This window comes from Thalassospira sp. CH_XMU1448-2 (assembly GCF_037027285.1).
Lineage (GTDB): Bacteria > Pseudomonadota > Alphaproteobacteria > Rhodospirillales > Thalassospiraceae > Thalassospira > Thalassospira profundimaris_C.
This window is the reverse complement of record NZ_JAYMEA010000001.1, coordinates 391,135-413,747: the sequence shown is the minus strand read 5'-3', so window position 1 is coordinate 413,747 and position 22,613 is coordinate 391,135. Positions and strand designations below refer to the sequence as shown.

Genomic DNA, 22,613 nt, shown 5'->3' with positions numbered 1-22,613 from the left:
CCTGTGCCGGCACACAAGAAGACTATGATAATTTCCCAGGATCTGCTCCGGGAGACCGCAAAGTCAATGGGCGTAGTGCGACGCGTGCTGACTTGAAGAAGGAGGGTTCGGTCTTTGGTCAAGACGGCCTGAACATCTTCGGTAGCGAGGATAGCCAGAAAGGTACCGGCGGTTCTGGAATCGGCGTCAACAGCTTCCTCTGGCGGGCAACGCTTGATACTCTGTCCTTCATGCCGTTAAATTCTGCCGATCCGTTTGGCGGCGTGATCATTACCGACTGGTATGCACCGGCCGAAACACCCAATGAACGCTTTAAGCTGACCGCATATATCCTTGGCACTGCGCTGCGTTCTGACGCCATCAAGGTTTCGGTATTCCGTCAGGTCAATGTTGGTCCCAACCAGTGGCAGGATGCTGTGGTTGAGGGAGGAACTGTTACATCGCTCGAAGACGCCATCCTGACCCGTGCCCGTCAGTTGCGTATTGACAGCGCCAATGTCCAATAGGGTCAATGACCGGATATACTTTATATATATCACCTGAATATAACCCCCATTCGCTGGAACGTGACTGGGGGTTCTTCATGCGTGCGCAATACCCCGAGATCTATGCCGGTTTGGCTCACAGCCTTGATGACATGCGTCTGACACTGTTTGCCCGCATCGCGAACATTCTTGCCACGACCGGAAATGACCAAAACATCCAGGCCGATACAGGCAAAGTAGCCGCAAAGGTCACAACGGATGCAATCGCCAAGAGCAGTGCGTCTCTCTATGACGAAGTAGGCCTCGACACCCTGTCACTTGCCTTACTGGCCGACGTTCCCATCCACCGGCCCCTGCACCTGACCCATAACAGTCTGATCGGACAATGGCGCTGGTTGCGACAGGTGTGGCGTCATTGCGTCCCCTTGACCTATCCATCCCGACCAGATACGGGCTTGGAAAAGTTCGCGCCCCACCCTGAAATCGTTGAAGCCATCCGGCATGGCCGCAACAATGCGGCCATTGCCCTGCTGCGGCAAAGCTTTCAAAAACTCGACTCCGGCCAGAGCGACAAAACCTGCATCCGCTATCAAACTTTCCTTGCCAATCTAACTCTGTTTTGCCCTTTTATCGGAACCGAACTATTGTGGCGACAAGGCCTGATCACGGCCGTCAAAGACAGAAGGCTTGATTAAATGAAATTGCGCGCGGTTTTTCCGGTTTTTGCACTCATCACCCTGACAGCACTAAGCGCCTGTGGTTTCCGGCCGCTTTATGCCACCAAGGGCGACAGCTACAATACCGCGGCAAACATGGCACTTGTTGATGTCGCTGTAATCGATGACCGCGTCGGCCAGATAACCCGGAATGCCTTGATCGAGACCCTGACTCCACGCGGTCAAAGCGCCAGTCCACTATATGACTTGAAGGTAAACTTGAGCGAGTCGACCAGTGAACAGGGCTTCACCAAGGACAATGAAGCAACCATTGCCGACTATCTGATCACTGCAACTTACGAGCTGGTGCGCAGACAAGATTCCAAAATTCTGCGCCAAGGCAATGTACGAACCCGTACCAGTTACAACATCGTTGAATCCGACTTCGCCAGCATCGAAGCAGAAAGTGCCGCACAGGCAGATGCTGCCCGCACTCTTGCCCAGCAACTTGCAAACCAGGTCGCCATTGGCTTGCGGTCTCAGTAATTGCCCGGTCGGTGAATTCGTAAATTAATGCGACACCCCATTGCTTTAACCAAGGCGCTTCATGAAGCTTAAAGCAGCCCAAGTTGAGAACTTTTTGCGTGCCCCCGATGCCAAGGCGCAGCTTATCCTGATCTATGGTGAGGATGAGGGCCTTGTGCGTGAACGTGCCGTGAAACTGGCCAGGACCGTGGTCGAGGATCTCAAGGATCCGTTCCGGGTTGTGGAGCTTGGCATTCCCCAGCTTAAGGAAGACGCAGGGCGCCTCCGCGACGAGGCCGCCGCCATCAGTTTTGGCGGCGGACGCCGTGTCATTCGAATCCGCGACATTGGCGAAGCGCAGGCCCCCTTGATTGCTGATTTTCTCACTGATCCTGCCGGTGATGCGCTGATCGTGATCGAGGCCGGCAGTCTGGCATCAAAATCCAAACTGCGTCAGGCGGTCGAGAAGGCCGGCAATGGCATGGCCCTGCCCTGCTATGCCGATAGCGGGCGTGATATCGAAGGCCTGATCCAGTCGATCATGGAAGAACACAAACTGCGCATTGACCGCGATGCCACACGGTATCTGGTGGCCAATCTTGGCTCTGACCGCATGATTTCACGCAGCGAGCTCGAAAAGCTTGCCCTATACGCTCTCAAGGAAGGTCAGGTGACGCTGGCAGACGCCATGGCCTGTGTCGGTGACAGCTCGGCCCGCCATTATGACGATGTCATTCAGGCTGTTTCACAGGGTAATGTCGTCAATCTTGATGCCGCCCTGACCCGTCTGGTCGAGGAAGGCCTCAATCCTGTTGGGGCACTGCGCATGATGATCAGCTATTTTCAGAAATTGCACCTGGTCAAAGGTCAGGTTGACCAGGGCATCAGTGCCGATCAGGCCATGAAATCCCTGCGCCCGCCCCTGTTTTTCAAGGCCGCAGACCAGTTCCGCGCCAGTCTGAATAACTGGGCGGTCAATAATCTGCAACGCGCCCTGCAAATCTTGCTCGAGGCCGAAAAGGATTGCAAAAGCGGTCTGGCCATCCCAGAGACCATTGCCCATCGTGCGATGATCAAGGTCGCGGTCGCCCGTCAGAAACAGGGCCGTCGCTAGCTACACGCTGGCAGCCTGTAAGCCAGGACTAGACATCCCCGTTCTTTTAACACTATCCCTTAATGCTGCATTGCAGCATTTTTGTATGCAGCAAGTTCTCCTACCCATCTCACGCTTGCCTCCCAATTTACCTCCTCTTCGGTATAGCAACCCTGTTTATTGCCCGGCGGCTTCCCATCTCAATCGGTTAGATGCCTGAAAAGCACACATGCTGGTCGATTATAAACACAGCACTTCCGGGACAGAACGGTACTTGGCAAACAGGTGAGAGAGGGACACCAAAATGAGCAATGCACTTCGTCGCACATTTGCAGCTGGCGCATTTGGCAGCGCAATGCTGGCGCTTCCGCTAGCCGGATTGGCAGGAACATCAATCCTGCCTGATGATGCTTTCAATAGCTGCCCGCTTGAAAAGGCGGAGATGGAAACCTGGTTTCAGGGCAAGGAAATCACACTCAATGGCAAGGTGATGGCCGCCAATAGCGCCGCCTTTCCGACGAAAAACACCAATTGCGACTTCTTTAAATGGTCTGCACAAATGTTCTTGTGGCTGACATCCCCTGCCGAGCTGAAATCGACCGGCGACATGACCTATCTTTTCGATGCGGACGGCTTCTATGATATCTCGCCAGAAAATGACAAGGGTGTCCGCAGATTTCTGAAGAATGACAGCCCGATCAACAATTTCCTGATTCGTGTCAACAAACAGGATCAGGGCGTCCCGACAACCATCGGTGAAACCGGTCAGGCTGGTGGTGGCGGTATCCTGATTTCGCAGGCCGGATCGCTTGTTTATTACGGGATCCATACCAATACATTCTATGGCGCATTTCTAACAGGTCAGAAGGCTGGCAAGATCAGTCTTGGCACCTTCTTCCCGACAACCGAGGAAGACAAGACCGCTGTCGTCGAATACGCCAAGGCAAACGGCCTTGATGCCTCGGCCGCAATGGCGCTTGCCATCGAGCTCAAGACGTCATGGATTGATGCCAGCACGGTTCCCGATCCCGAAAACTACATTCAGGTAAAGGCAGAAGTCCCGAAATATGACACCAGCGTTCCGACCCAATGGACATTGGTTGGCACGGAAACCAGGACGCTCGCACTGATAGGGATGCATATTGTCGGCTCTGTACAGGGCCATCCGGAAATGATCTGGTCAACGTTCGAGCATAAAAACAATACGCCGAACGGTACATTCTATTATCAGAGCGGAGCAAACGCCGTTACAGAAGTCAATTTTGACGCGTCTGCCTCTGGCTATACATTCTATGCCCCCAACACACCCGTAAACGGTGTGAATGTTGAAACCGCCCATACCGACAAGCATGGCAATATTGTATTGACCCCACCGGCCACCCGAATCGTTCCGACATCTGTGGTACGCACCAACCCCTGGGGAACGTCCGGACCAGATGCCAACAGTGCCACGGTCAATGCGCAAATTATCTCGATGAACAACAATGTTCTGGGCAATCTCGTCTCGGGTGATATCCGGGCAAATTATGTACAAATCGGCTCCGTATGGACATCAAACGGGATCATCCCCGAAAGCCCGCTTCCAGATCAAACCAACAGTGACGTCGCCCTATTGGCACCTCAGGTCGGCTCTTCACGGCTGGCCAATACCACCATGGAAACCTATTTTCAGGGCACGCAAATGGGAAACTGCTTCCTCTGCCACAATGCCGGCGGGTCACCTGCCCCGGATGGCAGCTTCGGTGACGAAGAACTCAGCCACATCTTCTTTGATCTGGCACCGTTAAGATAGCGTGATCGATCACAGGCAATCCAACTTGAAAAAAAGCGGGCCACCCAATGGATGGCCCGCTTTTGTGTTTCACGTGGAACAAATGCCCTGATCAGCTTACTTGATCAATTCATCGAGTTCATCTTCATCCACTTCATCGCTTTCGATCGGATCATCGCCTTCAGGCCCGTCGATCACGATATCATCAAGATCAAGATCATCATCCTGGCCGTTACTTTCCGGCAAGGTCGCATCCGCGATATTTTCAAGTTCCGCTGTCAGGCTGTCATCGGCTTCTTCGTCCTCGATGAACATCGAGTCGAATTCATTCTCATCCGAATTCGCCGAGTCGCCGAGATCATCCTCGCTGGCAAGGTCAGTGGTCTTGCCATGTGTCAGGCGCTGCAAGATATCGTCAAGCTGCTCCAGCGTTTCATAGCGGATCGAGATTTTTCCCGATGCACCGTCAAAATCGATATTCACCGCCAACCCCAACATGTTGCTAAGGTCGCGTTCCAAAGCCACTGTATCTGGGTCTTTGTTCGAAGATGCCCCACCCGATGATTTTTTCGGACGCGATGCCTTTCCGCCATCGGTTCTGACCAGTTTTTCAGTCTGGCGAACATTCAGGCCCTTCTTCACGATCTGCCCGGCCAGCTCGACAGCATTTTCCGCCCCCAGAAGGGCGCGGGCATGACCGGAGCTCAGCACCTTGTCAGACAGCATCTGCTTGATCGGTGCCGGCAACGCCAGAAGGCGCAGACTGTTGGCAATGTGGCTGCGGCTTTTGCCAAGCGCCTGGCCAAGTGCCTCCTGCGTGTGGGAAAACTCGCTCATCAGGCGGTTATAGCCTTCGGCCTCTTCAAGTGGCGAAAGATCCTGACGTTGCAGGTTTTCAATCAGGGCAATCTCGGCGGTTTCCTGATCGTCGAAATCACGCACAAGAACCGGCACTTCATGCAGTTGCGCACGCTGGGCTGCCCGCCAGCGACGCTCGCCGGCGATGATTTCATAGGTTGTTTCACCGGTTGACGATGCCCGGACAAGAATCGGCTGAATGATGCCCTTCTCGCGGATCGAGGCAGCAAGATCATCAATCGCCTCGTCATCAAAATTGCTGCGCGGCTGAAACGGTGACGGTTTGAGATCGGTGATCGCAATCAGCTGTGTCGTCCCGCCCGGTCCCGGATGACCCGCCGTGGCACTGTCCTGACCGCCAGAAACCGCAACGCTGACATCGTCGTCTTCTTCGCCCAGAAGTGCAGACAGTCCTCTTCCCAAGCCGCGTTTCTTTGCGTCGCTCATGCTTTCACCCCTTCGCGTTTCAGGACTTCACTGGCCAGATTAAGATAGGCCCGTGATCCCGGACATTTCATGTCATAGACCAGCACCGGCGTACCGTGGCTTGGCGCCTCGGACACGCGAACATTGCGCGGGATCACCGTGCGGTACACCACATCACCAAAATAATCGCGCACATCATTGGCCACCTGTGCCGACAGGTTGTTGCGCTTGTCATACATGGTCAAAACGATGCCCTGAATCTCAAGTTCGGGATTGAATGCCTTTTTGACGCGCTTGATCGTACGCACCAGATGACTGATGCCTTCGAGCGCAAAGAATTCGCACTGCAAGGGCACCAATACCGCGTCCGATGCCACCAGCGCATTCAGGGTCAAAAGCCCCAAAGACGGCGGGCAATCAATCAGCACGTAATCAACATCCTGCGGCAGTTTGGCAAGCGATTCCTTAAGCTGCATTTCGCGACGTTCGAAATCAACCAGCTCGATCTCGGCCCCGGACAAATCCATGCCCGACGGCACAATGGTCAATCGCGGGATCGCTGTATCCTGACGGGCTTCCTCAAGCGAATTGCCATTGATCAGCACATCATAGGAACTGATCTGGCGATCCGATGGCCGCAGTCCCAAACCGGTACTGGCATTGCCCTGCGGGTCAAGATCAACGATCAGAACACGCTGATTAACGGCGGCCAGTGCCGTGGCGAGATTGATGGTCGTGGTGGTTTTACCAACACCGCCCTTCTGGTTGGCAACCGCGATGATACGCGGGCGATGTCCCATGCCCTGAGACTGGCCCTGTGATTGGGTCGAAAGCGGTAAGTCAATTACATCAGTCACCGGCCAACTCCTTTTAAGATCATCACGACACCATCGGGATCGACCAGACTGGCATGCGTGGTTACATCAAATGACCAACCGGCATCGCGTGCGTCCGCCAGCTCATCTTCAAAGGCACGTCCCTTCAGCAGCACATAATGGCCACCGGATTTCAGATGTCGTTGCCCCAGCTCCAGCAGCTTTGGCAAAGGGGCAAAGGCCCGTGCGGTAATCACATCAGCGTCGCGCGGTGCAGCGGCTTCAATGCGTTCGCGGGCAATTTCGGTTTGACCAAGCACACCACAGACCCGTGCCGCTTCCATCAGGAACACTGTCTTTTTGGTATTGGATTCCATCATGGTGACATTTCCGGCACCCAAAATCGCCAGGACAATGCCCGGGAACCCTGCCCCGGAGCCAAAATCAACAATTTTACCCTCTGCAGCAATATCCTGCAGATAAGGCCAAAGCTGGGCAGAATCCTGTAAATGACGTCCCCAAACGTCTTCTGCCGTACTAGCGCCAACGATATTAATGCGTGGCTGCCACTTAACGACAAGGTCTGCATAGTCGCTCAAACGGTCCAATGTTTCACGTGAAACATTCAAATCGCGTTCAAACCACGTTTTTACGGGTGCTGAAATGGATTGCATAAATGATTTATACGTCCAGTTTGAAAAACACACCAGACTTGATTTTTTAACTTTTGCGATTTTCATCGCGTCGAAACCGATCAAAACGCGAAAATCACCAAAAATGTTTCACGTGAAACATTGCGGCAAGGCTTTGCCTCCGTAGATAGCATTTGCGAATCAAGGATGTTACCTCTTCTGAAGCACTCCGATCCAGCATCGGTATCGGCACGAGCAACCCGCATCGGCATCACTATTGGAACCGAAACCGGAATCGAAACCACCCCGGGCGCTAACGGTGACACTGATACTGCCACGAAAGAGTGTGGTAAATGTTTCACGTGAAACATTGTCGTTGTGTCGTTGTGCCCTTCTATCCTTGTTGCCCTGTACTCGCCGTGGGTCAGGTGATTTGGGTGTTTTTGCATCCCGGTGTCAGCACTTCCCGACCTGCTGCACAAAGCCTCCCGCCCCGTCGCCTTGTTACCCGCTCTGCAATTTGATGAAGCTTATGGCGCGCAGCGGCCACGAAAAAACCCGGCTGCGTTGACAACCGGGTTTTGGCAAATTTGCTTTGGTTTGAACGGAGTCAAAGAAGTAGCGCCAGAGACACTTATCAGAGACACTGCCAACGACGCTGTCAGAAACAATGTCCTGACAATTGCCCGCAAAAGTATCAGGCGCTTTTCACCGCCTTCTCGCCTGTCTTGTGCTTATGGCTTTTGATATGACCGAGCAATGCGGTGACTGCCGCCGGGGTGATGCCCGGAATGCGTGACGCTGCCCCGATGGTCTCGGGCTGGATTTCCTTGAGCTTCAAGCGAATCTCAGCCGACAGGCTTCCGACCGCATCAAAATCAAGACCACGCGGCAAGCGTAATTCCTCGTCACGGCGGAAGGCCGCAATGTCAGCGGACTGTCGATCAAGATAGCCCTTATATTGCGCATCAATCGTCACCTGTTCCTTGATCGCCGGATCAAGCGCAGCAAGCTGCGGCCAGACCTTGGATAGCGTATCGAAATCAATATCGGGATAGGCCAGCAGGTCATAGGCCGACCGGCGCACCCCATCTTGATTGATCCGGATGTCGAACTTCGCCAGGCCATTTGGCGTTTCGTTCAGCGCAGAAACCTGATCCTTTGCCGATTGAAGGGCGGCTTTTTTGGCGCCCCAAACCTGCTCTCGGGTTGAGGCAATGCAGCCGATATCAAGGCCCCGATCTGTCAGGCGCTGATCGGCATTATCGGCGCGCAGCATCAGGCGATATTCGGCGCGTGAGGTAAACATGCGATAGGGTTCGCGCGTGCCAAGTGTCACCAGATCATCGATCATCACACCGATATAGGCATCGGCCCGGTCAAGCACGAATTCGCGTTCACCGCCATCGGCGACCAATGCCGCATTAACACCGGCAATCAGGCCCTGCCCGGCAGCTTCTTCATAGCCAGTGGTACCATTGATCTGACCGGCAAAGAACAGTCCCGCGACCTTTTTGGTTTCGAGCGTATGACGCAATTCGCGCGGATCAACGAAGTCATATTCGACTGCATAGCCGGGACGGAAGATCTCGACCTTCTCAAGACCCGGAATGGTCGCCAGCATGGCGAGCTGAACTTCCTCGGGGAGCGAGGTGGAAATACCGTTCGGATAGACGGTCGGATCGTCGAGCCCTTCGGGTTCGAGGAAAATCTGATGCTGGTTCTTTTCCGCAAAGCGGACGACCTTGTCTTCAATCGACGGGCAATAGCGCGGACCACTGCTTTTGATCTGGCCGCTATACATCGGCGCACGATGAAGATTGGCGCGAATGATTTCGTGGGTCGCTTCGGTGGTCCAGGTCATATGACACGGGATTTGCGGCACCGTGATTTCGCTGGTCAGGAAGGAAAACGGATCAGGCGGCGTATCGCCCGGCTGTTCCTGCAAACTTGCCCAATCAATGGTGCGGCCATCAAGACGTGCCGGTGTTCCGGTTTTTAATCGGCCCAGTTTGAAATCGTATTTTTCCAGCGTTTCGGAGAGCCCCATTGCCGGGGCATCACCGATACGACCGGCTGGTGTGGTTTTCTCGCCAATGTGAATAAGTCCGCGCAGGAACGTACCCGTGGTCAGAACCACCGCACCGGCACGATATTCAGCACCCTCACCCGTAATCACACCGGCAACACGGTTATTCTCGTCAATGATCAGGTCTTCGACACCACCTTCGAGGATCGTCAGATTTTCCTGATTGGCCAGAATGTCCTGAACCGCTTCACGATAGAGCTTGCGATCTGCCTGGGCACGCGGGCCGCGAACCGCCGGGCCCTTGGACCGGTTGAGCATCCGGAACTGAATCCCGGCACGGTCAATCGCACGCCCCATCACACCGTCAAGCGCATCAACCTCGCGGACCATATGCCCCTTGCCCAGACCACCAATCGCCGGGTTGCAGGACATTTCGCCAACGCGATCGGCGCGATGGGTGACAAGGGCGGTCGCCGCCCCCATGCGCGCAGCCGCTGCCGCGGCCTCGCAGCCAGCATGGCCACCGCCAACAACAATCACATCAAAACGGGTTTGCGACACATTCTGTGACATCGAATTCCTCACTCAATCCCTGCGCTGATCCGCTGGCAGGCTTGAACCTTGTCCGGTTCGAATACGCTTATTCTGTCCAGAAACTGGACCAATGTTTCACGTGAAACATTTCTAGGGACTCTTCCCTAATCTTATTTGCCGATACAGAAGTCCCCAAAGATAATATCGAGCAAGTCTTCCACATCGACACGTCCGGTAATCTTGCCGATCTCGCGCACTGCAAGGCGAACATCCTCGGCAGCAAGCTCTGCGATTTCGGTCTGCAATCCGCGATCAAGATGATCGCTGGCACTTTCAAGTGCGCGCCGGTGTCTCAGCCTGGTCAAAGGCACAGGTCCGGCAAAATCGAGCCCCTCTTTTACGCGAGTTTCCAGCAGTTGCAAGAGGGTTTCGACCCCCTGCCCGGTCATGGCCGATATGGCCAAAACGGGAAGCTCAAGACCAGCCCCTTCAACCGAGACGCCCTGCCAGACGGCGGGCAAGGCATCCTTGGCGCTGTCATCGACCTTGTTGATCAGAATGATGGTCTTGTCATCAATCAGGCGGGCGGCCTCGGGATCGATATGAGGCCAGTCGGCGCGATCGACAACGACAAGCCGCAAATCGGCATTTTCGGCCCGTTCGGTCGCACGCCGCACGCCTTCGCTTTCGATCACATCACCGCTTTCGCGCAGGCCCGCCGTGTCAACCATCGTGACCGGAAACCCGCCCAGATCCAGATGAACCTCGATCATGTCGCGTGTGGTTCCGGCAATCTCGGACACAATGGCGGCATCGCGCCGGGCCAGCCGGTTAAGCAGGCTGGATTTCCCGGCATTGGGCGCACCAAGAATAACAATCTGAAAGCCTTCACGCAGCCGTTCACCGCGGCGGTTATCGGCCAGATGGCGTTTGACCTCGTCATTCACGCTGCGCAAATCGCCATGCACCACCGGGACAATCCCGTCAGGCAAATCTTCGTCGGGGAAATCAATATCGGCCTCGATATGGGCCAGTGCCTTCATCAGGCGTGCGCGCCAGCCTTCATAAAGCGTACCAAGCTCACCGGCCATCTGGCGCACGGCCTGTCGGCGCTGGGCGGCGGTTTCGGCATCAATCAGATCGGCAATGCCTTCGGCCGAGGTCAGGTCCATCTTGCCATTTTCAAAGGCCCGCCTGGTATATTCACCGGGCTCGGCAATGCGCAGGCCGCTCTGGCGCGACAGACAATCAAGCACCCCTTCGATCACAGCGCGTCCGCCATGGACATGCAGCTCGACCACATCTTCGCCGGTAAAGCTGGCCGGACCGGCAAAATAGATCGCCACCGCATCATCAAGCCGTTCGCCCGATAACGGATCACGGATCGGCGCATAGACCGCATGGCGCGGCTTGGGAAGCGCATCGCGCCCCAGAAGCGCACAAAGGGTCTGCCCCGATAACGGTCCCGATAACCGGATCACCGCGACGCCTGCACGCCCGGCCCCGGATGACAGGGCAAAGATGGTTTCTCGGCTTGCAATCATGTTTTGTCCGTTATTCCAGTTATTCAAGTAAGGGTGTGCCGCCAAGCTGCTTTCCCTGCGGCACGTCATCAAATCTTGCAGTCGATATCGTTCAGACCGGCCAAAAGGTCAACATATCGCAGTTTTGGCAAACAGGGTTTTAACAGCCAAAACAAAACGGCCCCTCTTTCGGGACCGTTTGCATTGTTACTGATCGGGGCTGAGCTGCAATCTTCCGACCACCTGCCCGCCAACCAGATGATCATCAAGGATGGCGTCGATATCCTCGGTCGTCTCGTAGCGATACCAGGTGCCTTCGGGATAGATCACCATCACCGGGCCCAGTTCGCACCGGTCAAGACATCCGGCGGTATTGATCCGGGTCATCGGAATGCCGAGTTCCTTGGCGCGGACTTTCATATAATTACGCAACTTGGTCGCGCCCTTGGAATTGCAACAGCCCCGCTCATGGCCAGCGGGGCGTTCGTTCTGACACACAAACACATGTGCCTGATAGTAGTGGTCACTCACTTGGATCAGTCCTTGTTACCGCTGCTGCCCGGTGTGCTGTTGAACTGGCCCCAGAAGGCTTTCTGAAGCTGTTCCCAGTTCTGGATGCCCTGCGGCAGCCAGGTATTGAGCATGGTTTCCGGGTCCATTGCCGCCAGATTGGCTTTCATCCGGTCTTCGATCTCTTGCATCATCGCCTTTTGCATCGGCTGGACATCAGGAAGACCAAAGAAGGTGCGGGCCTCCTCGGGGGTGCAATCAATGTTTACCGTTACTTTCATCGCCCTGATCTCCTTTTGTTTCTGCTTGTTTGTCTGCGTCATTATGGCGACTGAACCGGCCATCTCAATCACAATAACCATATTGGCAGCATATTGGATCATTTACCGGCAATATCACGGATTTGAGACAAATATTACAGCCATTTGCCTTTATGTATGACGCCGTTACCCTTAGAGTCGTTCTAACAGCGTTGCCGGTCATGAGATCATGAAGACGGCCAAGCCACAACGATAACGCCATCCCGGCCCCTTGCGGTCAAACCGGTGGCACAGGACACGACATGGAACTCGCACGGAACAATCTTGGGTCGGAAACCAGCCCCTATCTTTTGCAGCACCGTGATAACCCGGTACATTGGCAACCCTGGAGCACCGAGGTTCTGGCTGCGGCCAAGGCCGCCAACAAGCCTATCCTGCTATCTGTGGGCTATGCCGCCTGTCACTGGTGCCATGTCATGGCCCATGAAAGCTTTGAAGATGACGGCATGGCCGCCCTGATGAATGATCTGTTCATCAATATCAAGCTTGACCGCGAAGAACGCCCCGATCTTGATGCGCTTTATCAGAATGCGCTGGCCCTGCTGGGTCAACAGGGTGGCTGGCCGCTGACCATGTTCCTGACACCGGATGGCGAACCATTCTGGGGCGGGACCTATTTCCCGAAAGAAGCCCGCTATGGTCGACCGGGTTTTGATGATGTGCTGAAAACCGTGTCGCGGATTTTCACCGACAAACCCGACGATGTCCGTCACAACGTCACCCAGATTTCCAATGCGCTGATCAAGATGAATAGCGGGGCTAACGGATCGGTGCCAAACCTTGAGATGATTGATCGCTGCGGGCATGGCTGTTTGCAGATCATGGACGGGGAAAATGGCGGCACATCGGGTGCGCCGAAATTCCCGCAACCCAGCCTGCTGTCGCTGATCTGGCGGACCGGTGTCCGCACCAAGGAAAACGAGCTTCAGCGGATCGTCAAACACAGCCTTGATCGCATGTGTCAGGGCGGGATTTATGACCATCTGGGCGGCGGTTTTGCCCGCTATGCGGTTGATGATCAATGGCTGGTGCCGCATTTTGAAAAGATGCTTTATGACAATGCCCAGCTGATTGATCTTTTATGTGATGTCTGGCGCGTTGATCCCAATCCGCTTTATGCCAAACGGGTTGAAGAAACCATCACCTGGATCTTGCGTGAAATGCGCATTCCCGGCGGGGCCTTTACCGCAAGCCTTGATGCCGATAGCGAAGGTGTCGAAGGCAAATTCTATGTCTGGTCGGAAACCGAGATTGACGACCTTCTGGGCCAGGATGCGCCACTTTTCAAGAAATTCTACGACGTTTCGGCACTCGGGAACTGGGAACATAGCAATATCCTCAACCGCACGGCGTCGGGGCTTGGCCTTGCCGATGATGCGACCGAGGAAAAGCTTCGCGAGTTGCGTGAAAAGCTGCTTGTGGCGCGGGCCAAGCGCATTCGTCCGGGCTGGGATGACAAGGCGCTGACCGACTGGAACGCCATGACGATTGCCGCCCTGGCCGAGGCGTCATTGACCTTCCACCGTGCGGACTGGCTGGATTACGCCAAGCTTGCCTTTAACTTTGTCACCAGCAGCCTGATGAAGGGTGACCGCTTCCTGCACAGCTATCGCGATGGCAAGGCCCAGCATGCCGGAATGCTCGAAGATTACGCCCATATGATCCGCGCAGCCCTGCGGCTGTTTGAATGCTTTGGCGAGGATGCCTATCTGCGTGATGCGATTGCCTGGTCGGAAACGGTCGAAACCCTGTTTGCCGATGCCAAGGGCGGCTATTTCCAGTCCGCTTCGGACGCCAGTGATCTTGTCGTGCGCCAGAAACCCTTCATGGATAATGCCGTGCCATCAGGCAATGCCATCATGGCCCAGAATCTGGCAAAGCTCTATGTCCTGACCGGTAACAGCACATATCGTGATCGGGCGGAAATCACGCTTTCGGCCTTTGCCGGACGGATTGGCGAACAATTCCCCAATATGCCCGGATTGCTTCTGGCGGCTGAGATGTTGCAAAACCCGGTCCAGATCGTGCTGATCGCCCGGGATCGCTCGCAGACCTATCTTGATATGCGCCGGGCCATTTTTGGCTGCTATCTGCCCAACCGGGCGATTACCATTCTGGGCGATGGTGATCCCCTGCCCGATGGTCATCCGGCCCGGGGCAAAACCGCGATTGACGGCAAGGAAACCGCCTATGTCTGTCAGGGGCCTGTTTGTTCGGCCCCGGTGACAAATGCCGATGACCTTGCCAAACTGCTTGCCGATCTGCCAAACAGGGCGGCATAAGGCAGCCCAAGGATAACTGCGCCACCACCGTGCTGACCACAGCACCGCATTTACAATCACGAAAGACCCCGTCATGCCCCAGATTTCCATCAATAGCCCGGTCGGCGCGCTTACGATTTTCGAGTTTGACGATCAGATCGTTGCGCTTGATTGGGGATTTGTTGATGAAATGGAAACCAGCCCGGTTCTGGAAGAAGCCAAAAAGCAGCTCACGGCCTATTTTGCCGGTCAGCTTGAAAAATTTGATCTTCCCCTGGCACCTGACGGCACCGATTTCCAGAAGGCGGTCTGGGCAGCAATGTGCGACATCCCCAAGGGCAAGACCGCGACCTATAAGGAACTTGCCGCGGCGGCGGGATCGCCCAAGGCCTTTCAGTCGGTCGGATCGGCCTGTGGCATGAACCCGATCCCGATCATCATCCCTTGCCACCGGGTTCTTGCCAGCGGCGACAAACCGGGCGGCTATTCCGGTCAGGGCGGGCTCGAAACCAAGCGTGATCTGCTCAAGATTGAGGGTGTCGAGCTTGTTATCGGCGATGATCAGGGCAGTTTTGATCTTTAGAACCCGGATCACCGCACGGGGTTTTGCGGCCCGTGTTTTCATCCTGCGAAATACATAACTCGCCTGCTGCAAATCGGGCTTTTCTGACCTAAACTCAATCCATTGACGAAACAGACGTTCAAAAGAACGAAACAATGGGAGGTCACAAATGACCAAAGCATTCCGCTTTTACGAAACAGGCGGCAGCAATGTGTTGCGCTTTGAGGATGTGGAAGTTGGCACACCGGGTGCGGGCGAAGTCCGCCTGCGCCAGAAGGCCGTCGGCCTGAACTATATCGATATCTATTTCCGGTCGGGTGTTTACCCCGCCCCGTCGATGCCATCGGGTCTTGGGCTTGAAGGCGCTGGCGTGATCGAGGCGATTGGTGACGGTGTCACTGATCTTGCGGTTGGTGATCGCGTTGCCTATGCCGCACAGCCGCTTGGTGCCTATGCCGAAGCCCGCGTCATGCCGGCCAAGGGACTGGTCAAAATCCCCGATGATGTCAGCTTTGAACTGGCGGCGGCTGCAATGCTTCAGGGCATGACCGCGCAATATCTTCTGCGCCGGACTTATAAGGTGCAAAAGGGCGATACGATCCTGATCCATGCGGCTGCAGGTGGTGTGGGCCAGATTGTCTGCCAGTGGGCCAAACATCTTGGAGCCACTGTGATCGGCACGGTCGGATCACAGGAAAAGGCCGAGATCGCCAAGGCCAAAGGCTGCGATTACCCGATCCTCTATCGCGAGGAAACAGTCTCCGAACGGGTCAAGGAAATCACCAATGGCCAGGGTGTTGAAGTTGTTTATGATTCCGTTGGCAAGGATACGTTCGAAGACTCACTTAAATGCCTCAAACGCCTTGGTACGATGGTCAGTTTCGGTCAGTCATCCGGCGCAGTTCCGCCCATCACACTGGCACAGCTTGCCCCGGGCGCGTTTTTCCTGACCCGTCCGAGCATCTTCACCTATAACGCCACCCGCGAAGAGCTTCTGGCAAGTGCCGATGAGTTGTTCGAGGTGCTGAAATCCGGCGTGGTCAAGATCGACATTACCGCAACCTACCCGCTGGCCGATGCCGCCCGTGCCCATGACGATCTCGAAGGCCGCAAAACCAACGGCTCCATCGTCTTTACGGTCTGATCAAGCCGAAACTTAACAAGAATAGTTCGATTGAATGTTAGGAAGCCGTTACTGTTTAGTAACGGCTTCCTTGTTATCGAGACTTTAGATACCTATTAAAAAATCCATATAATTCAATGTATTGAGTGGTTTTTCACCTTCCGTATATAAAAATGTTTTGATATCTCTATAAAATCGGTAGTTAAATCTACACTTTATAAATTAATCCAAACCAGCAGGTTTATGTTTAGGACAATCGTTGATGTCGACTTCAGAAATTAGAAATTCTGTAATAAGCGCTTTCAATTCGGGAAAATCTTCTCAAGATCCGTATCAACACTGGTTCATTGAAAACGTCCTGCCGGTCGAAATTGCCAAAAAAGTATGTTCCCTTCCGATTCTGGCACCTGTTCTTGATGTTAATGCAGGGACACGCGAAGCAAACAATTCAAGTCGCCGGTATTTTGATCAGGAAACGATTTCTAAATACGAAACAGCAAACGACATTGCGCAGGCGTTCCATTCTCGCGAGGTTGTCGATGCTGTCGAAGACGTTTTTGGGGCTGATCTGAGCGAAACACGCATCAGGCTTGAATTCGCACAAGATCGCGATGGTTTCTGGCTGCAGCCCCATACAGATATCGGTGTGAAGCGTTTTACAATGCTTCTCTATCTATCGGATGAGCCCGGACACGAAAAGCTTGGAACGGATATCTACAAGGATGCGGAAACACATATAAAGGCATCCCCGTTTCTGCCGAACTCGGCATTGATATTTGTCCCTGCAAGCAACACCTGGCATGGCTTCGAAAAAAGAAGCTTTTCCGGGGTCAGAAAATCATTGATCATCAACTACGTTACCAAGGATTGGCGCGCTGTCGAGCAGCTTCCCTTCCCCGATGAATACGTTAAATAACGATCATCACGTTCACTCGCAAAACCACATAGCCAGCTAGATGACAGCTTCTTTGTCATCGCTATGTACTGCGCGCACATCACGGGCAATGGCATCAAAGCGCGCAGACAGGCCGTCACTGACTTCGCGGCACGGGGCAATCACCGCCTCGGCCCAGTCGACATAGGCCAGGATCTGTTTTTCATCCCAGCCAATCGGGGTATCGGTCAGCATCGCCCCGACATTGGCGACTTTATCGGCCAGTCGGACCAGCTTGGCTCCCGGGGTCAGGTTGGGGGCATTTTCGACCTGTTTTGCCTTGCGATCATCGCGTGGCAAGGCCTTGTCGTCGCTGACCTCAAGAACAATGTCGGCAATGGCGTCGTTAAAGCAGGCGGCGATTTCGTCGCGGGTCGCCCCGCAATCCTCGATCACATCATGCAGAATTGCCGCACAAAGGATGGTTTCATCCGTATGGGGTTCGCATTCAACAATCAGGCGGGAAACCTCAATCGGGTGATTGATATAGGGTTCCTCGGCCGGGCCCTTGCGCCGCTGGTCGCGATGGGCGCGCGCGGCAAAATCAACGGATTTGAGTAAAAGCTGCATCAAGCGCAATAAAATAGTGAACCAAGAACCCCAGATTCACATGGCTCATGCGTTGTTTCAAGCATTCATGTCCTATCGACTTCGAAAATCCCGTCCCTACATACAAAACAGAGATGTTTTTCAATCAGGAGGGCCTGGCATATGTCACAGGACATGCGACTGAAACTGACCTTGCGCAATGAAAGCAGCCAAAACCCCCTGCATCTGAGCTCGTTGGCACCAAGCAGTGGCTGGCAAACCGATCCACCGCACCATCTCGATATCGGCGATGAGGCCACCTGCGAGATTACCACCGCCAGCGAACTGGCCATCACCATGCGCTACGGCACCCATCATATCGGTTTGCATCTGGGCAATGGCGCATTCAGCTTTGAACCGGGGGATGCCCGGGCGGAAGGCCAGAAACTGGATGGTCACACCGCCGAACTGACACTGATCCTGGCCTGAAGCGACGATGACCGGGCTTGGGATTGCCACTCCGAAAAGAGCCCGGCATAGATATATTCATCACCCCAACGCCCGTTAAAACAATCATTTTCGATCAGATGCGCCTCGCGACGAAAACCAAGCCGTTCGACAACACCGGATGACCCGGCATTCTGCGCATCAAGCCGTGCAAAAATCCGGTGAAACCCGAAATGCGCAAAGCCCAGATCGACAATTGCCCTGACCGCCTCGGTGGCATAGCCGCTGCCTGCAAAATCCGGGTTGAAGATATAGCCAACCTCGCCTTGACGGGCATTGATACTGGCAAGTTTCAAAAGAACCTCGCCCAACACAGCGCCATCTTCCCGGCGTGTGACCGCAAGGGTGAAAACATCGCCATCCTGCATGAATTGCGCACGCAGCAGATCGGAAAACTGTTGCTTCAACGCATCGCCCGCCGGCGGGTCGCAATAAAGATAACGATACACCGCAGGCAACGCGTGATAGGCGGCGTAGCCCTCAAAATCAGAAGACACAAACGGGCGAAGGAAGAGACGGCTGGTTTCGATCGGGAACGGCGGCAAGGACAAATTCATTTTAAAACAGGTTGTTATTGATTGGGCGCCCTATCTAGGCAGCCTTTTTCAATGCTGCAAGTCGGCCCTGTGACCTTGATCATGCAGGTCCCCTTTCCAATCATCAGACAATAAAAAACGGGGCCCACAGGACCCCGTTTAATCATCAGACAATTATCTGTATCCGGCCATTTACGCCGGATGTCGATTATCCGTTCATGGAATCGAAGAAATCGTCGTTGTTCTTGGTCGATTTGAGTTTGCCCAGAAGGAACTCCATCGCGTCCTGCGGACCCATCGGGTTGAGGATACGGCGCAGAACCCACATCTTGGACAGGACGCTTTTATCGACAAGCAGTTCTTCCTTACGGGTACCCGATTTAAGGATATCAATCGCCGGGAAGATACGTTTGTCAGACAGTTTGCGGTCCAGAACCAGTTCGGAGTTACCGGTACCTTTGAATTCTTCAAAGATAACCTCGTCCATACGCGAACCGGTATCGATCAGGGCGGTTGCGATGATGGTCAGCGAGCCGCCTTCTTCGATGTTACGTGCCGCACCAAAGAAGCGTTTCGGACGCTGCAGGGCGTTGGCATCGACACCACCGGTCAGGACCTTGCCCGAGCTTGGCACGACGGTGTTATAGGCACGGGCAAGACGGGTGATGGAATCAAGCAGAATGACAACATCATGCTTGTGTTCGACCAGACGTTTTGCCTTTTCAAGCACCATCTCGGTGACCTGAACGTGACGCTGGGCCGGTTCGTCAAAGGTCGAGCTGATAACCTCACCCTTCACCGAGCGGTCCATATCGGTCACTTCTTCCGGGCGTTCATCAATCAGAAGAACGATCAGATAGGCTTCCGGATGGTTTTCCTCGATCGCGTGCGCAATGTTCTGCAACATCACGGTTTTACCGGTACGCGGCGGGGCGACGATCAGGGCACGCTGACCTTTACCAAGCGGCGACACCAGTTCGATGACGCGGTTGGTGGTGTCCTTGTTGCCTTCCTGGTCGCATTCCCGTTCCATGCGCAACGGCTGATCGGGATAAAGCGGGGTCAGGTTGTCAAAGTTGATGCGATGACGGACTTTTTCCGGCGCATCAAAGTTGACCTTGTCGACCTTGAGCAGCGCGAAATACCTCTCGCCTTCCTTGGGCGATCTGATCTGCCCTTCTACCGTATCGCCGGTCCGCAGACCAAAACGCCGTACCTGGCTCGGGCTGACATAAATGTCGTCGGGCCCGGCAAGATAGTTTGCCTCCGGGCTCCGCAAGAAGCCGAAACCATCGGGCAGCACTTCGAGAACCCCCTCGCCAAAAATGGCATGGTCGTTCTCGGCCAACTGTTTGAGAATGGCGAACATCAGCTCCTGTTTGCGGAGCGTGCTGGCATTTTCGATTTCGAGTTCCTCAGACAGGGCAAGCAGCTCGGTCGGAGATTTCTTTTTGAGTTCCTGAAGATGCATATGTGCGTTTAATGATCTGTGGTTGCCAGATAAGAGAGGATATGGGCGAAGATTTTGGGATAGGATAAGAAGTGCGGTTGACCGTCAGGCAAGGCGCTCAGGATTGCTGGGGCGTGCGGACGGTTCCAAACCTTGTAGTTGCAAGAAAGGCAGGACTTTTCATGTTTCTGGATCGAAACACCCCCGATTGATAACCTCGAACGCCATAATAGTCAAACCGTGTTTCACGCAATGCAGCTATTTTGCAGCCGATGTTGTTCAAAAAGCACGTTTCTGTTGCCAGATCACGGATATAGCGGCGTAAAACCAGCGATTTACGGGATCCACAAACAGTTCGACTGTCTTCAAAGTCCTGCCATAACTCCCGCCATAACAATGTGCAAGCGGCCCTAGCCTGCCTGAACCTTGTGAACGGAACTCAGGAATTCTTCGACCTCCTGGCGCAGATCAAGCGCAACGCCGGTCACACTTTCACACGCCACCAGAACATTCTCGGCCGCCTGTCCGGCCTGATCGGTTGAAGCCCGGATTTCATCGATATTTCCCGATACCTCACTGGTCCCGTTCGAGGCCCGTTCGATATTGCTGGCAATTTCCGATGTTGCCGCCTGTTGCTGATTAACTGCAGCCGAAAGAGAAGCCGAGGTGGTGTCAATATCACCGATCCGCTTGCCAATCCGTCCAAAGGCCGCCACCGCCTGTTCGGTTGCATCTTGCAGATTGCCCATCTGGCCGGTGATTTCATCGGTGGCCCGCGATGTCTGGGAGGCAAGATTTTTGACTTCATTGGCAACCACGGCAAAGCCCTTGCCCGCTTCGCCAGCACGCGCAGCCTCAATCGTTGCATTAAGAGCAAGCAAATTGGTCTGTTCGGCAATATCGCGAATAAGACCGATCACTTCGCCGATCTTGGCCGCCCCGGTTTGCAAGGCATCGGCAATGGTATCAGCCGCACGGGCATCACGGGCGGCATCAGAGGCAATATCGGCTGCGGCAGAAATCTGGCGTGAAATTTCGAGAATGGAATTTGCCAGCTCCTCGGTCGCCGAGGACACAGCCGCAACATTTTCCGATGCAGTATAGGCATTGCTTGCCACCACACCGGCCCGTTCGCGGCTAGTGCTGATCACGGTGGTCATGTTTTCGGATGTCGAGCGCAAATCATCGGTCGAGCGGCCAATATCGCCCAGAAGCTTGTCGACCCTGCTTTCAAACGCCTTTGCCAGTTTTTCGATCTGTTCGGTCTGGGCAATGCGCCGGGCCTGATCGGCTTCGCGCTGCTTGCTCATTTCCCGGTTCTGTTCAAGATTCTGTCGGAAAATCTCGACCGAACGGGCCATATCGCCCACTTCATCGCCGCGATCCTGACCGGTGATCGTGCAATCAAGATTGCCAGATGCCAGTTCGGTCATGCTTTCGGTCATTTTCCCGATCGGAACAGTGATGCTGCGCCCGACCGCAAGCACAAGCGTACAGGCCACCGCGATCACGATCACCAATCCGGCAAGGGTGGCATAGAAATAGGTTTCGGCTGTCATCAGCTTGTGTTCGGCAAGCCCGTTCAGGCTTTGGGCAATGTGATCTTCGATCTGTTTATAGAGATTGATCTTGACCGTGACCTTGGCAAACCAGTCATCGCCGCGAATGTCACCTGTTGTGCCGCTTACCGGGAAATCAAGCGCCAGCGCGCGCAAATCATCGACCTCCTTGATTGCCGGGTCCTTTAAGGTCTGATCATAAAATGCCCGGATGTCGGCCGGTGCGAATTGGGCAAAAACCGCGAGATAGGCGCTCTGCAAGGTCACCAGTTCAACAAACCGGCGATAAAGATCAGGGGCGAATTCGCCCTTGCCAAAGCCCACCGCCCCGGCCGCACGTTCAAGACCGGCGCGTTCCTTGGCCTGCATGAAATTGTTATAGGCAGCAATGACCCGCAGGATTTCCGGATCATTGCTCAGCCCGCCCATGACATTGACGGTCGACAGCATCCCCGAAATGATCGAACTGTAAAAACCAACCGTTTCACCCAGTTTCAGTTGCAGATCATCGACCTTTTGCCGGGTGGCGGGAATCTGGTCCATCAGGGTGACAAAACGGTTGATATCGCGCCCAAGAGACGGGTCGTAATCGGCCAGGTCAAAGGAGGCGATCACAGTGCGCAAGGCATCCATACTGTCATCGGAAAGGTCGCGCTGCGCGGCCAGTTGCGGTCCGAATTGTGCCCCGGACGATCCGATATATCCGGCCGATGTTCCCCGTTCCTTTTGCAATTCGTGAACGGTCGCGCCGAGATAACCGGCAAACTCGGTCAACGCACGGATTCTCGACAGTTCATCCATTTGCTGGAAACGGCCACTGACAATCACAATTGCCAATATCACCAACCCGGCCACCGGCGGGACAAGTGACAGGATGATTTTTGGTCCGATACGGATAGAACTGAACATGCTGGCCCCCGAAGATACTGATTTCGATGGCCGCCAGAAATTACCCACTCCCGGGCAAGCAAGCCCT

The 22,613-nt window shown here is 54.6% G+C and carries 21 protein-coding genes; 10 read left to right on the top strand and 11 right to left on the bottom strand.

Annotation, left to right across the window (positions count from 1 at the left end):
- Positions 1–92 precede the first annotated feature (92 nt).
- The 5 genes from WA318_RS01975 (at position 93) to WA318_RS01955 (ending at position 4,551) form a co-directional block, all read left to right on the top strand.
- Positions 93–506, top strand: a complete 414-nt coding sequence (locus WA318_RS01975; RefSeq protein WP_336079743.1) for a DUF3576 domain-containing protein — start codon at positions 93–95, stop codon at positions 504–506.
- 77 nt (positions 507–583) lie between these two features.
- Positions 584–1,180: a hypothetical protein gene (locus tag WA318_RS01970; RefSeq protein ID WP_336079741.1), complete on the top strand. Its 597-nt coding sequence runs from the start codon at positions 584–586 to the stop codon at positions 1,178–1,180.
- The gene (locus tag WA318_RS01965) at positions 1,181–1,687 is read left to right on the top strand and encodes a hypothetical protein (RefSeq protein WP_336079739.1); all 507 of its coding nucleotides are present in this window, start codon (positions 1,181–1,183) and stop codon (positions 1,685–1,687) included.
- A 61-nt stretch (positions 1,688–1,748) separates the two neighbouring features.
- Positions 1,749–2,780, top strand: a complete 1,032-nt coding sequence (gene holA / locus WA318_RS01960; protein WP_336079738.1) for a DNA polymerase III subunit delta — start codon at positions 1,749–1,751, stop codon at positions 2,778–2,780.
- 283 nt (positions 2,781–3,063) lie between these two features.
- The gene (locus WA318_RS01955; protein WP_336079737.1) at positions 3,064–4,551 is read left to right on the top strand and encodes a hypothetical protein; all 1,488 of its coding nucleotides are present in this window, start codon (positions 3,064–3,066) and stop codon (positions 4,549–4,551) included.
- 96 nt (positions 4,552–4,647) lie between these two features.
- Here WA318_RS01955 and WA318_RS01950 read toward each other — a convergent pair whose 3' ends face one another.
- From WA318_RS01950 to WA318_RS01920, 7 genes are all read right to left on the bottom strand, one after another.
- Positions 4,648–5,835: a ParB/RepB/Spo0J family partition protein gene (locus tag WA318_RS01950; protein WP_336079736.1), complete on the bottom strand. Its 1,188-nt coding sequence runs from the start codon at positions 5,833–5,835 to the stop codon at positions 4,648–4,650.
- The gene (locus WA318_RS01945; protein WP_147251921.1) at positions 5,832–6,614 is read right to left on the bottom strand and encodes a ParA family protein; all 783 of its coding nucleotides are present in this window, start codon (positions 6,612–6,614) and stop codon (positions 5,832–5,834) included. The genes WA318_RS01950 and WA318_RS01945 overlap by 4 nt, the downstream gene beginning before the upstream one ends.
- 53 nt (positions 6,615–6,667) lie before the next feature.
- Positions 6,668–7,369 carry a 16S rRNA (guanine(527)-N(7))-methyltransferase RsmG gene (gene rsmG, locus WA318_RS01940; protein WP_336079734.1) on the bottom strand — a complete coding sequence of 234 codons (702 nt, stop codon included), beginning with the start codon at positions 7,367–7,369 and terminating at the stop codon, positions 6,668–6,670.
- 589 nt (positions 7,370–7,958) lie between these two features.
- Positions 7,959–9,863 (bottom strand): tRNA uridine-5-carboxymethylaminomethyl(34) synthesis enzyme MnmG, encoded by a 1,905-nt coding sequence (gene mnmG / locus WA318_RS01935; RefSeq protein WP_336079732.1) that lies wholly within the window; start codon positions 9,861–9,863, stop codon positions 7,959–7,961.
- Positions 9,864–9,994: 131 nt separating this feature from the next.
- Positions 9,995–11,368, bottom strand: coding sequence for a tRNA uridine-5-carboxymethylaminomethyl(34) synthesis GTPase MnmE (gene mnmE / locus WA318_RS01930; protein ID WP_336079730.1), 1,374 nt, complete (start codon positions 11,366–11,368; stop codon positions 9,995–9,997).
- Between the two features lie 186 nt (positions 11,369–11,554).
- Positions 11,555–11,878 (bottom strand): (2Fe-2S) ferredoxin domain-containing protein, encoded by a 324-nt coding sequence (locus tag WA318_RS01925; RefSeq protein ID WP_114096410.1) that lies wholly within the window; start codon positions 11,876–11,878, stop codon positions 11,555–11,557.
- 5 nt (positions 11,879–11,883) lie between these two features.
- A complete protein-coding gene (locus WA318_RS01920; protein ID WP_114096860.1) occupies positions 11,884–12,138 on the bottom strand; it encodes a DUF6489 family protein in 255 nt (84 codons plus the stop codon).
- A 281-nt stretch (positions 12,139–12,419) separates the two neighbouring features.
- Between WA318_RS01920 and WA318_RS01915 the strand changes: the two genes are divergently transcribed.
- The 4 genes from WA318_RS01915 to WA318_RS01900 all read left to right on the top strand — a co-directional run bounded on the left by WA318_RS01915 (position 12,420) and on the right by WA318_RS01900 (position 17,039).
- Positions 12,420–14,459, top strand: a complete 2,040-nt coding sequence (locus WA318_RS01915) for a thioredoxin domain-containing protein (RefSeq protein ID WP_336079727.1) — start codon at positions 12,420–12,422, stop codon at positions 14,457–14,459.
- A gap of 73 nt (positions 14,460–14,532) precedes the next feature.
- A complete protein-coding gene (locus WA318_RS01910) occupies positions 14,533–15,021 on the top strand; it encodes a methylated-DNA--[protein]-cysteine S-methyltransferase (protein WP_336079726.1) in 489 nt (162 codons plus the stop codon).
- A 148-nt stretch (positions 15,022–15,169) separates the two neighbouring features.
- Entirely contained in the window at positions 15,170–16,144 is a 975-nt protein-coding gene (locus WA318_RS01905) for a quinone oxidoreductase family protein (protein WP_336079724.1), read from the top strand.
- Between the two features lie 241 nt (positions 16,145–16,385).
- Positions 16,386–17,039, top strand: coding sequence for a 2OG-Fe(II) oxygenase (locus tag WA318_RS01900; protein ID WP_114096406.1), 654 nt, complete (start codon positions 16,386–16,388; stop codon positions 17,037–17,039).
- A 36-nt stretch (positions 17,040–17,075) separates the two neighbouring features.
- On the opposite strand, the gene WA318_RS01895 is transcribed toward WA318_RS01900, so the two are convergent.
- The gene (locus tag WA318_RS01895; protein ID WP_114096405.1) at positions 17,076–17,627 is read right to left on the bottom strand and encodes an HD domain-containing protein; all 552 of its coding nucleotides are present in this window, start codon (positions 17,625–17,627) and stop codon (positions 17,076–17,078) included.
- Positions 17,628–17,768: 141 nt separating this feature from the next.
- On the opposite strand from WA318_RS01895, the gene WA318_RS01890 reads away from it, so the two are divergent.
- Positions 17,769–18,074, top strand: a complete 306-nt coding sequence (locus tag WA318_RS01890; protein WP_336079721.1) for a hypothetical protein — start codon at positions 17,769–17,771, stop codon at positions 18,072–18,074.
- Here WA318_RS01890 and WA318_RS01885 read toward each other — a convergent pair.
- The 3 genes from WA318_RS01885 to WA318_RS01875 form a co-directional block, all read right to left on the bottom strand.
- On the bottom strand, positions 18,041–18,649 hold the full coding sequence (locus WA318_RS01885) for a GNAT family N-acetyltransferase (RefSeq protein ID WP_336079720.1): 609 nt from the start codon (positions 18,647–18,649) through the stop codon (positions 18,041–18,043). The genes WA318_RS01890 and WA318_RS01885 overlap by 34 nt on opposite strands.
- Positions 18,650–18,836: 187 nt before the next feature.
- Positions 18,837–20,099, bottom strand: a complete 1,263-nt coding sequence (gene rho, locus WA318_RS01880) for a transcription termination factor Rho (RefSeq protein ID WP_114096402.1) — start codon at positions 20,097–20,099, stop codon at positions 18,837–18,839.
- 389 nt (positions 20,100–20,488) lie between these two features.
- A complete protein-coding gene (locus WA318_RS01875) occupies positions 20,489–22,546 on the bottom strand; it encodes a methyl-accepting chemotaxis protein (RefSeq protein WP_336079719.1) in 2,058 nt (685 codons plus the stop codon).
- Between the last annotated feature and the right edge of the window lie 67 nt (positions 22,547–22,613).

What these genes read in the sequence shown, in the direction of transcription:
- WA318_RS01970 (WP_336079741.1), top strand. Translation starts at nt 584, where the DNA reads ATGCGTGCGCAATACCCCGAGATCTATGCCGGTTTGGCTCACAGCCTT.
- WA318_RS01915 (WP_336079727.1), top strand. Translation starts at nt 12,420, where the DNA reads ATGGAACTCGCACGGAACAATCTTGGGTCGGAAACCAGCCCCTATCTT.
- mnmG (WP_336079732.1), bottom strand. Translation starts at nt 9,863, where the DNA reads ATGTCACAGAATGTGTCGCAAACCCGTTTTGATGTGATTGTTGTTGGC.
- holA (WP_336079738.1), top strand. Translation starts at nt 1,749, where the DNA reads ATGAAGCTTAAAGCAGCCCAAGTTGAGAACTTTTTGCGTGCCCCCGAT.
- WA318_RS01885 (WP_336079720.1), bottom strand. Translation starts at nt 18,649, where the DNA reads ATGAATTTGTCCTTGCCGCCGTTCCCGATCGAAACCAGCCGTCTCTTC.
- WA318_RS01965 (WP_336079739.1), top strand. Translation starts at nt 1,181, where the DNA reads ATGAAATTGCGCGCGGTTTTTCCGGTTTTTGCACTCATCACCCTGACA.
- WA318_RS01955 (WP_336079737.1), top strand. Translation starts at nt 3,064, where the DNA reads ATGAGCAATGCACTTCGTCGCACATTTGCAGCTGGCGCATTTGGCAGC.
- WA318_RS01905 (WP_336079724.1), top strand. Translation starts at nt 15,170, where the DNA reads ATGACCAAAGCATTCCGCTTTTACGAAACAGGCGGCAGCAATGTGTTG.
- WA318_RS01950 (WP_336079736.1), bottom strand. Translation starts at nt 5,835, where the DNA reads ATGAGCGACGCAAAGAAACGCGGCTTGGGAAGAGGACTGTCTGCACTT.
- WA318_RS01910 (WP_336079726.1), top strand. Translation starts at nt 14,533, where the DNA reads ATGCCCCAGATTTCCATCAATAGCCCGGTCGGCGCGCTTACGATTTTC.
- WA318_RS01875 (WP_336079719.1), bottom strand. Translation starts at nt 22,546, where the DNA reads ATGTTCAGTTCTATCCGTATCGGACCAAAAATCATCCTGTCACTTGTC.
- WA318_RS01900 (WP_114096406.1), top strand. Translation starts at nt 16,386, where the DNA reads ATGTCGACTTCAGAAATTAGAAATTCTGTAATAAGCGCTTTCAATTCG.
- WA318_RS01920 (WP_114096860.1), bottom strand. Translation starts at nt 12,138, where the DNA reads ATGAAAGTAACGGTAAACATTGATTGCACCCCCGAGGAGGCCCGCACC.
- WA318_RS01895 (WP_114096405.1), bottom strand. Translation starts at nt 17,627, where the DNA reads ATGCAGCTTTTACTCAAATCCGTTGATTTTGCCGCGCGCGCCCATCGC.
- rsmG (WP_336079734.1), bottom strand. Translation starts at nt 7,369, where the DNA reads ATGAAAATCGCAAAAGTTAAAAAATCAAGTCTGGTGTGTTTTTCAAAC.
- WA318_RS01890 (WP_336079721.1), top strand. Translation starts at nt 17,769, where the DNA reads ATGTCACAGGACATGCGACTGAAACTGACCTTGCGCAATGAAAGCAGC.
- mnmE (WP_336079730.1), bottom strand. Translation starts at nt 11,368, where the DNA reads ATGATTGCAAGCCGAGAAACCATCTTTGCCCTGTCATCCGGGGCCGGG.
- WA318_RS01945 (WP_147251921.1), bottom strand. Translation starts at nt 6,614, where the DNA reads ATGGGACATCGCCCGCGTATCATCGCGGTTGCCAACCAGAAGGGCGGT.
- rho (WP_114096402.1), bottom strand. Translation starts at nt 20,099, where the DNA reads ATGCATCTTCAGGAACTCAAAAAGAAATCTCCGACCGAGCTGCTTGCC.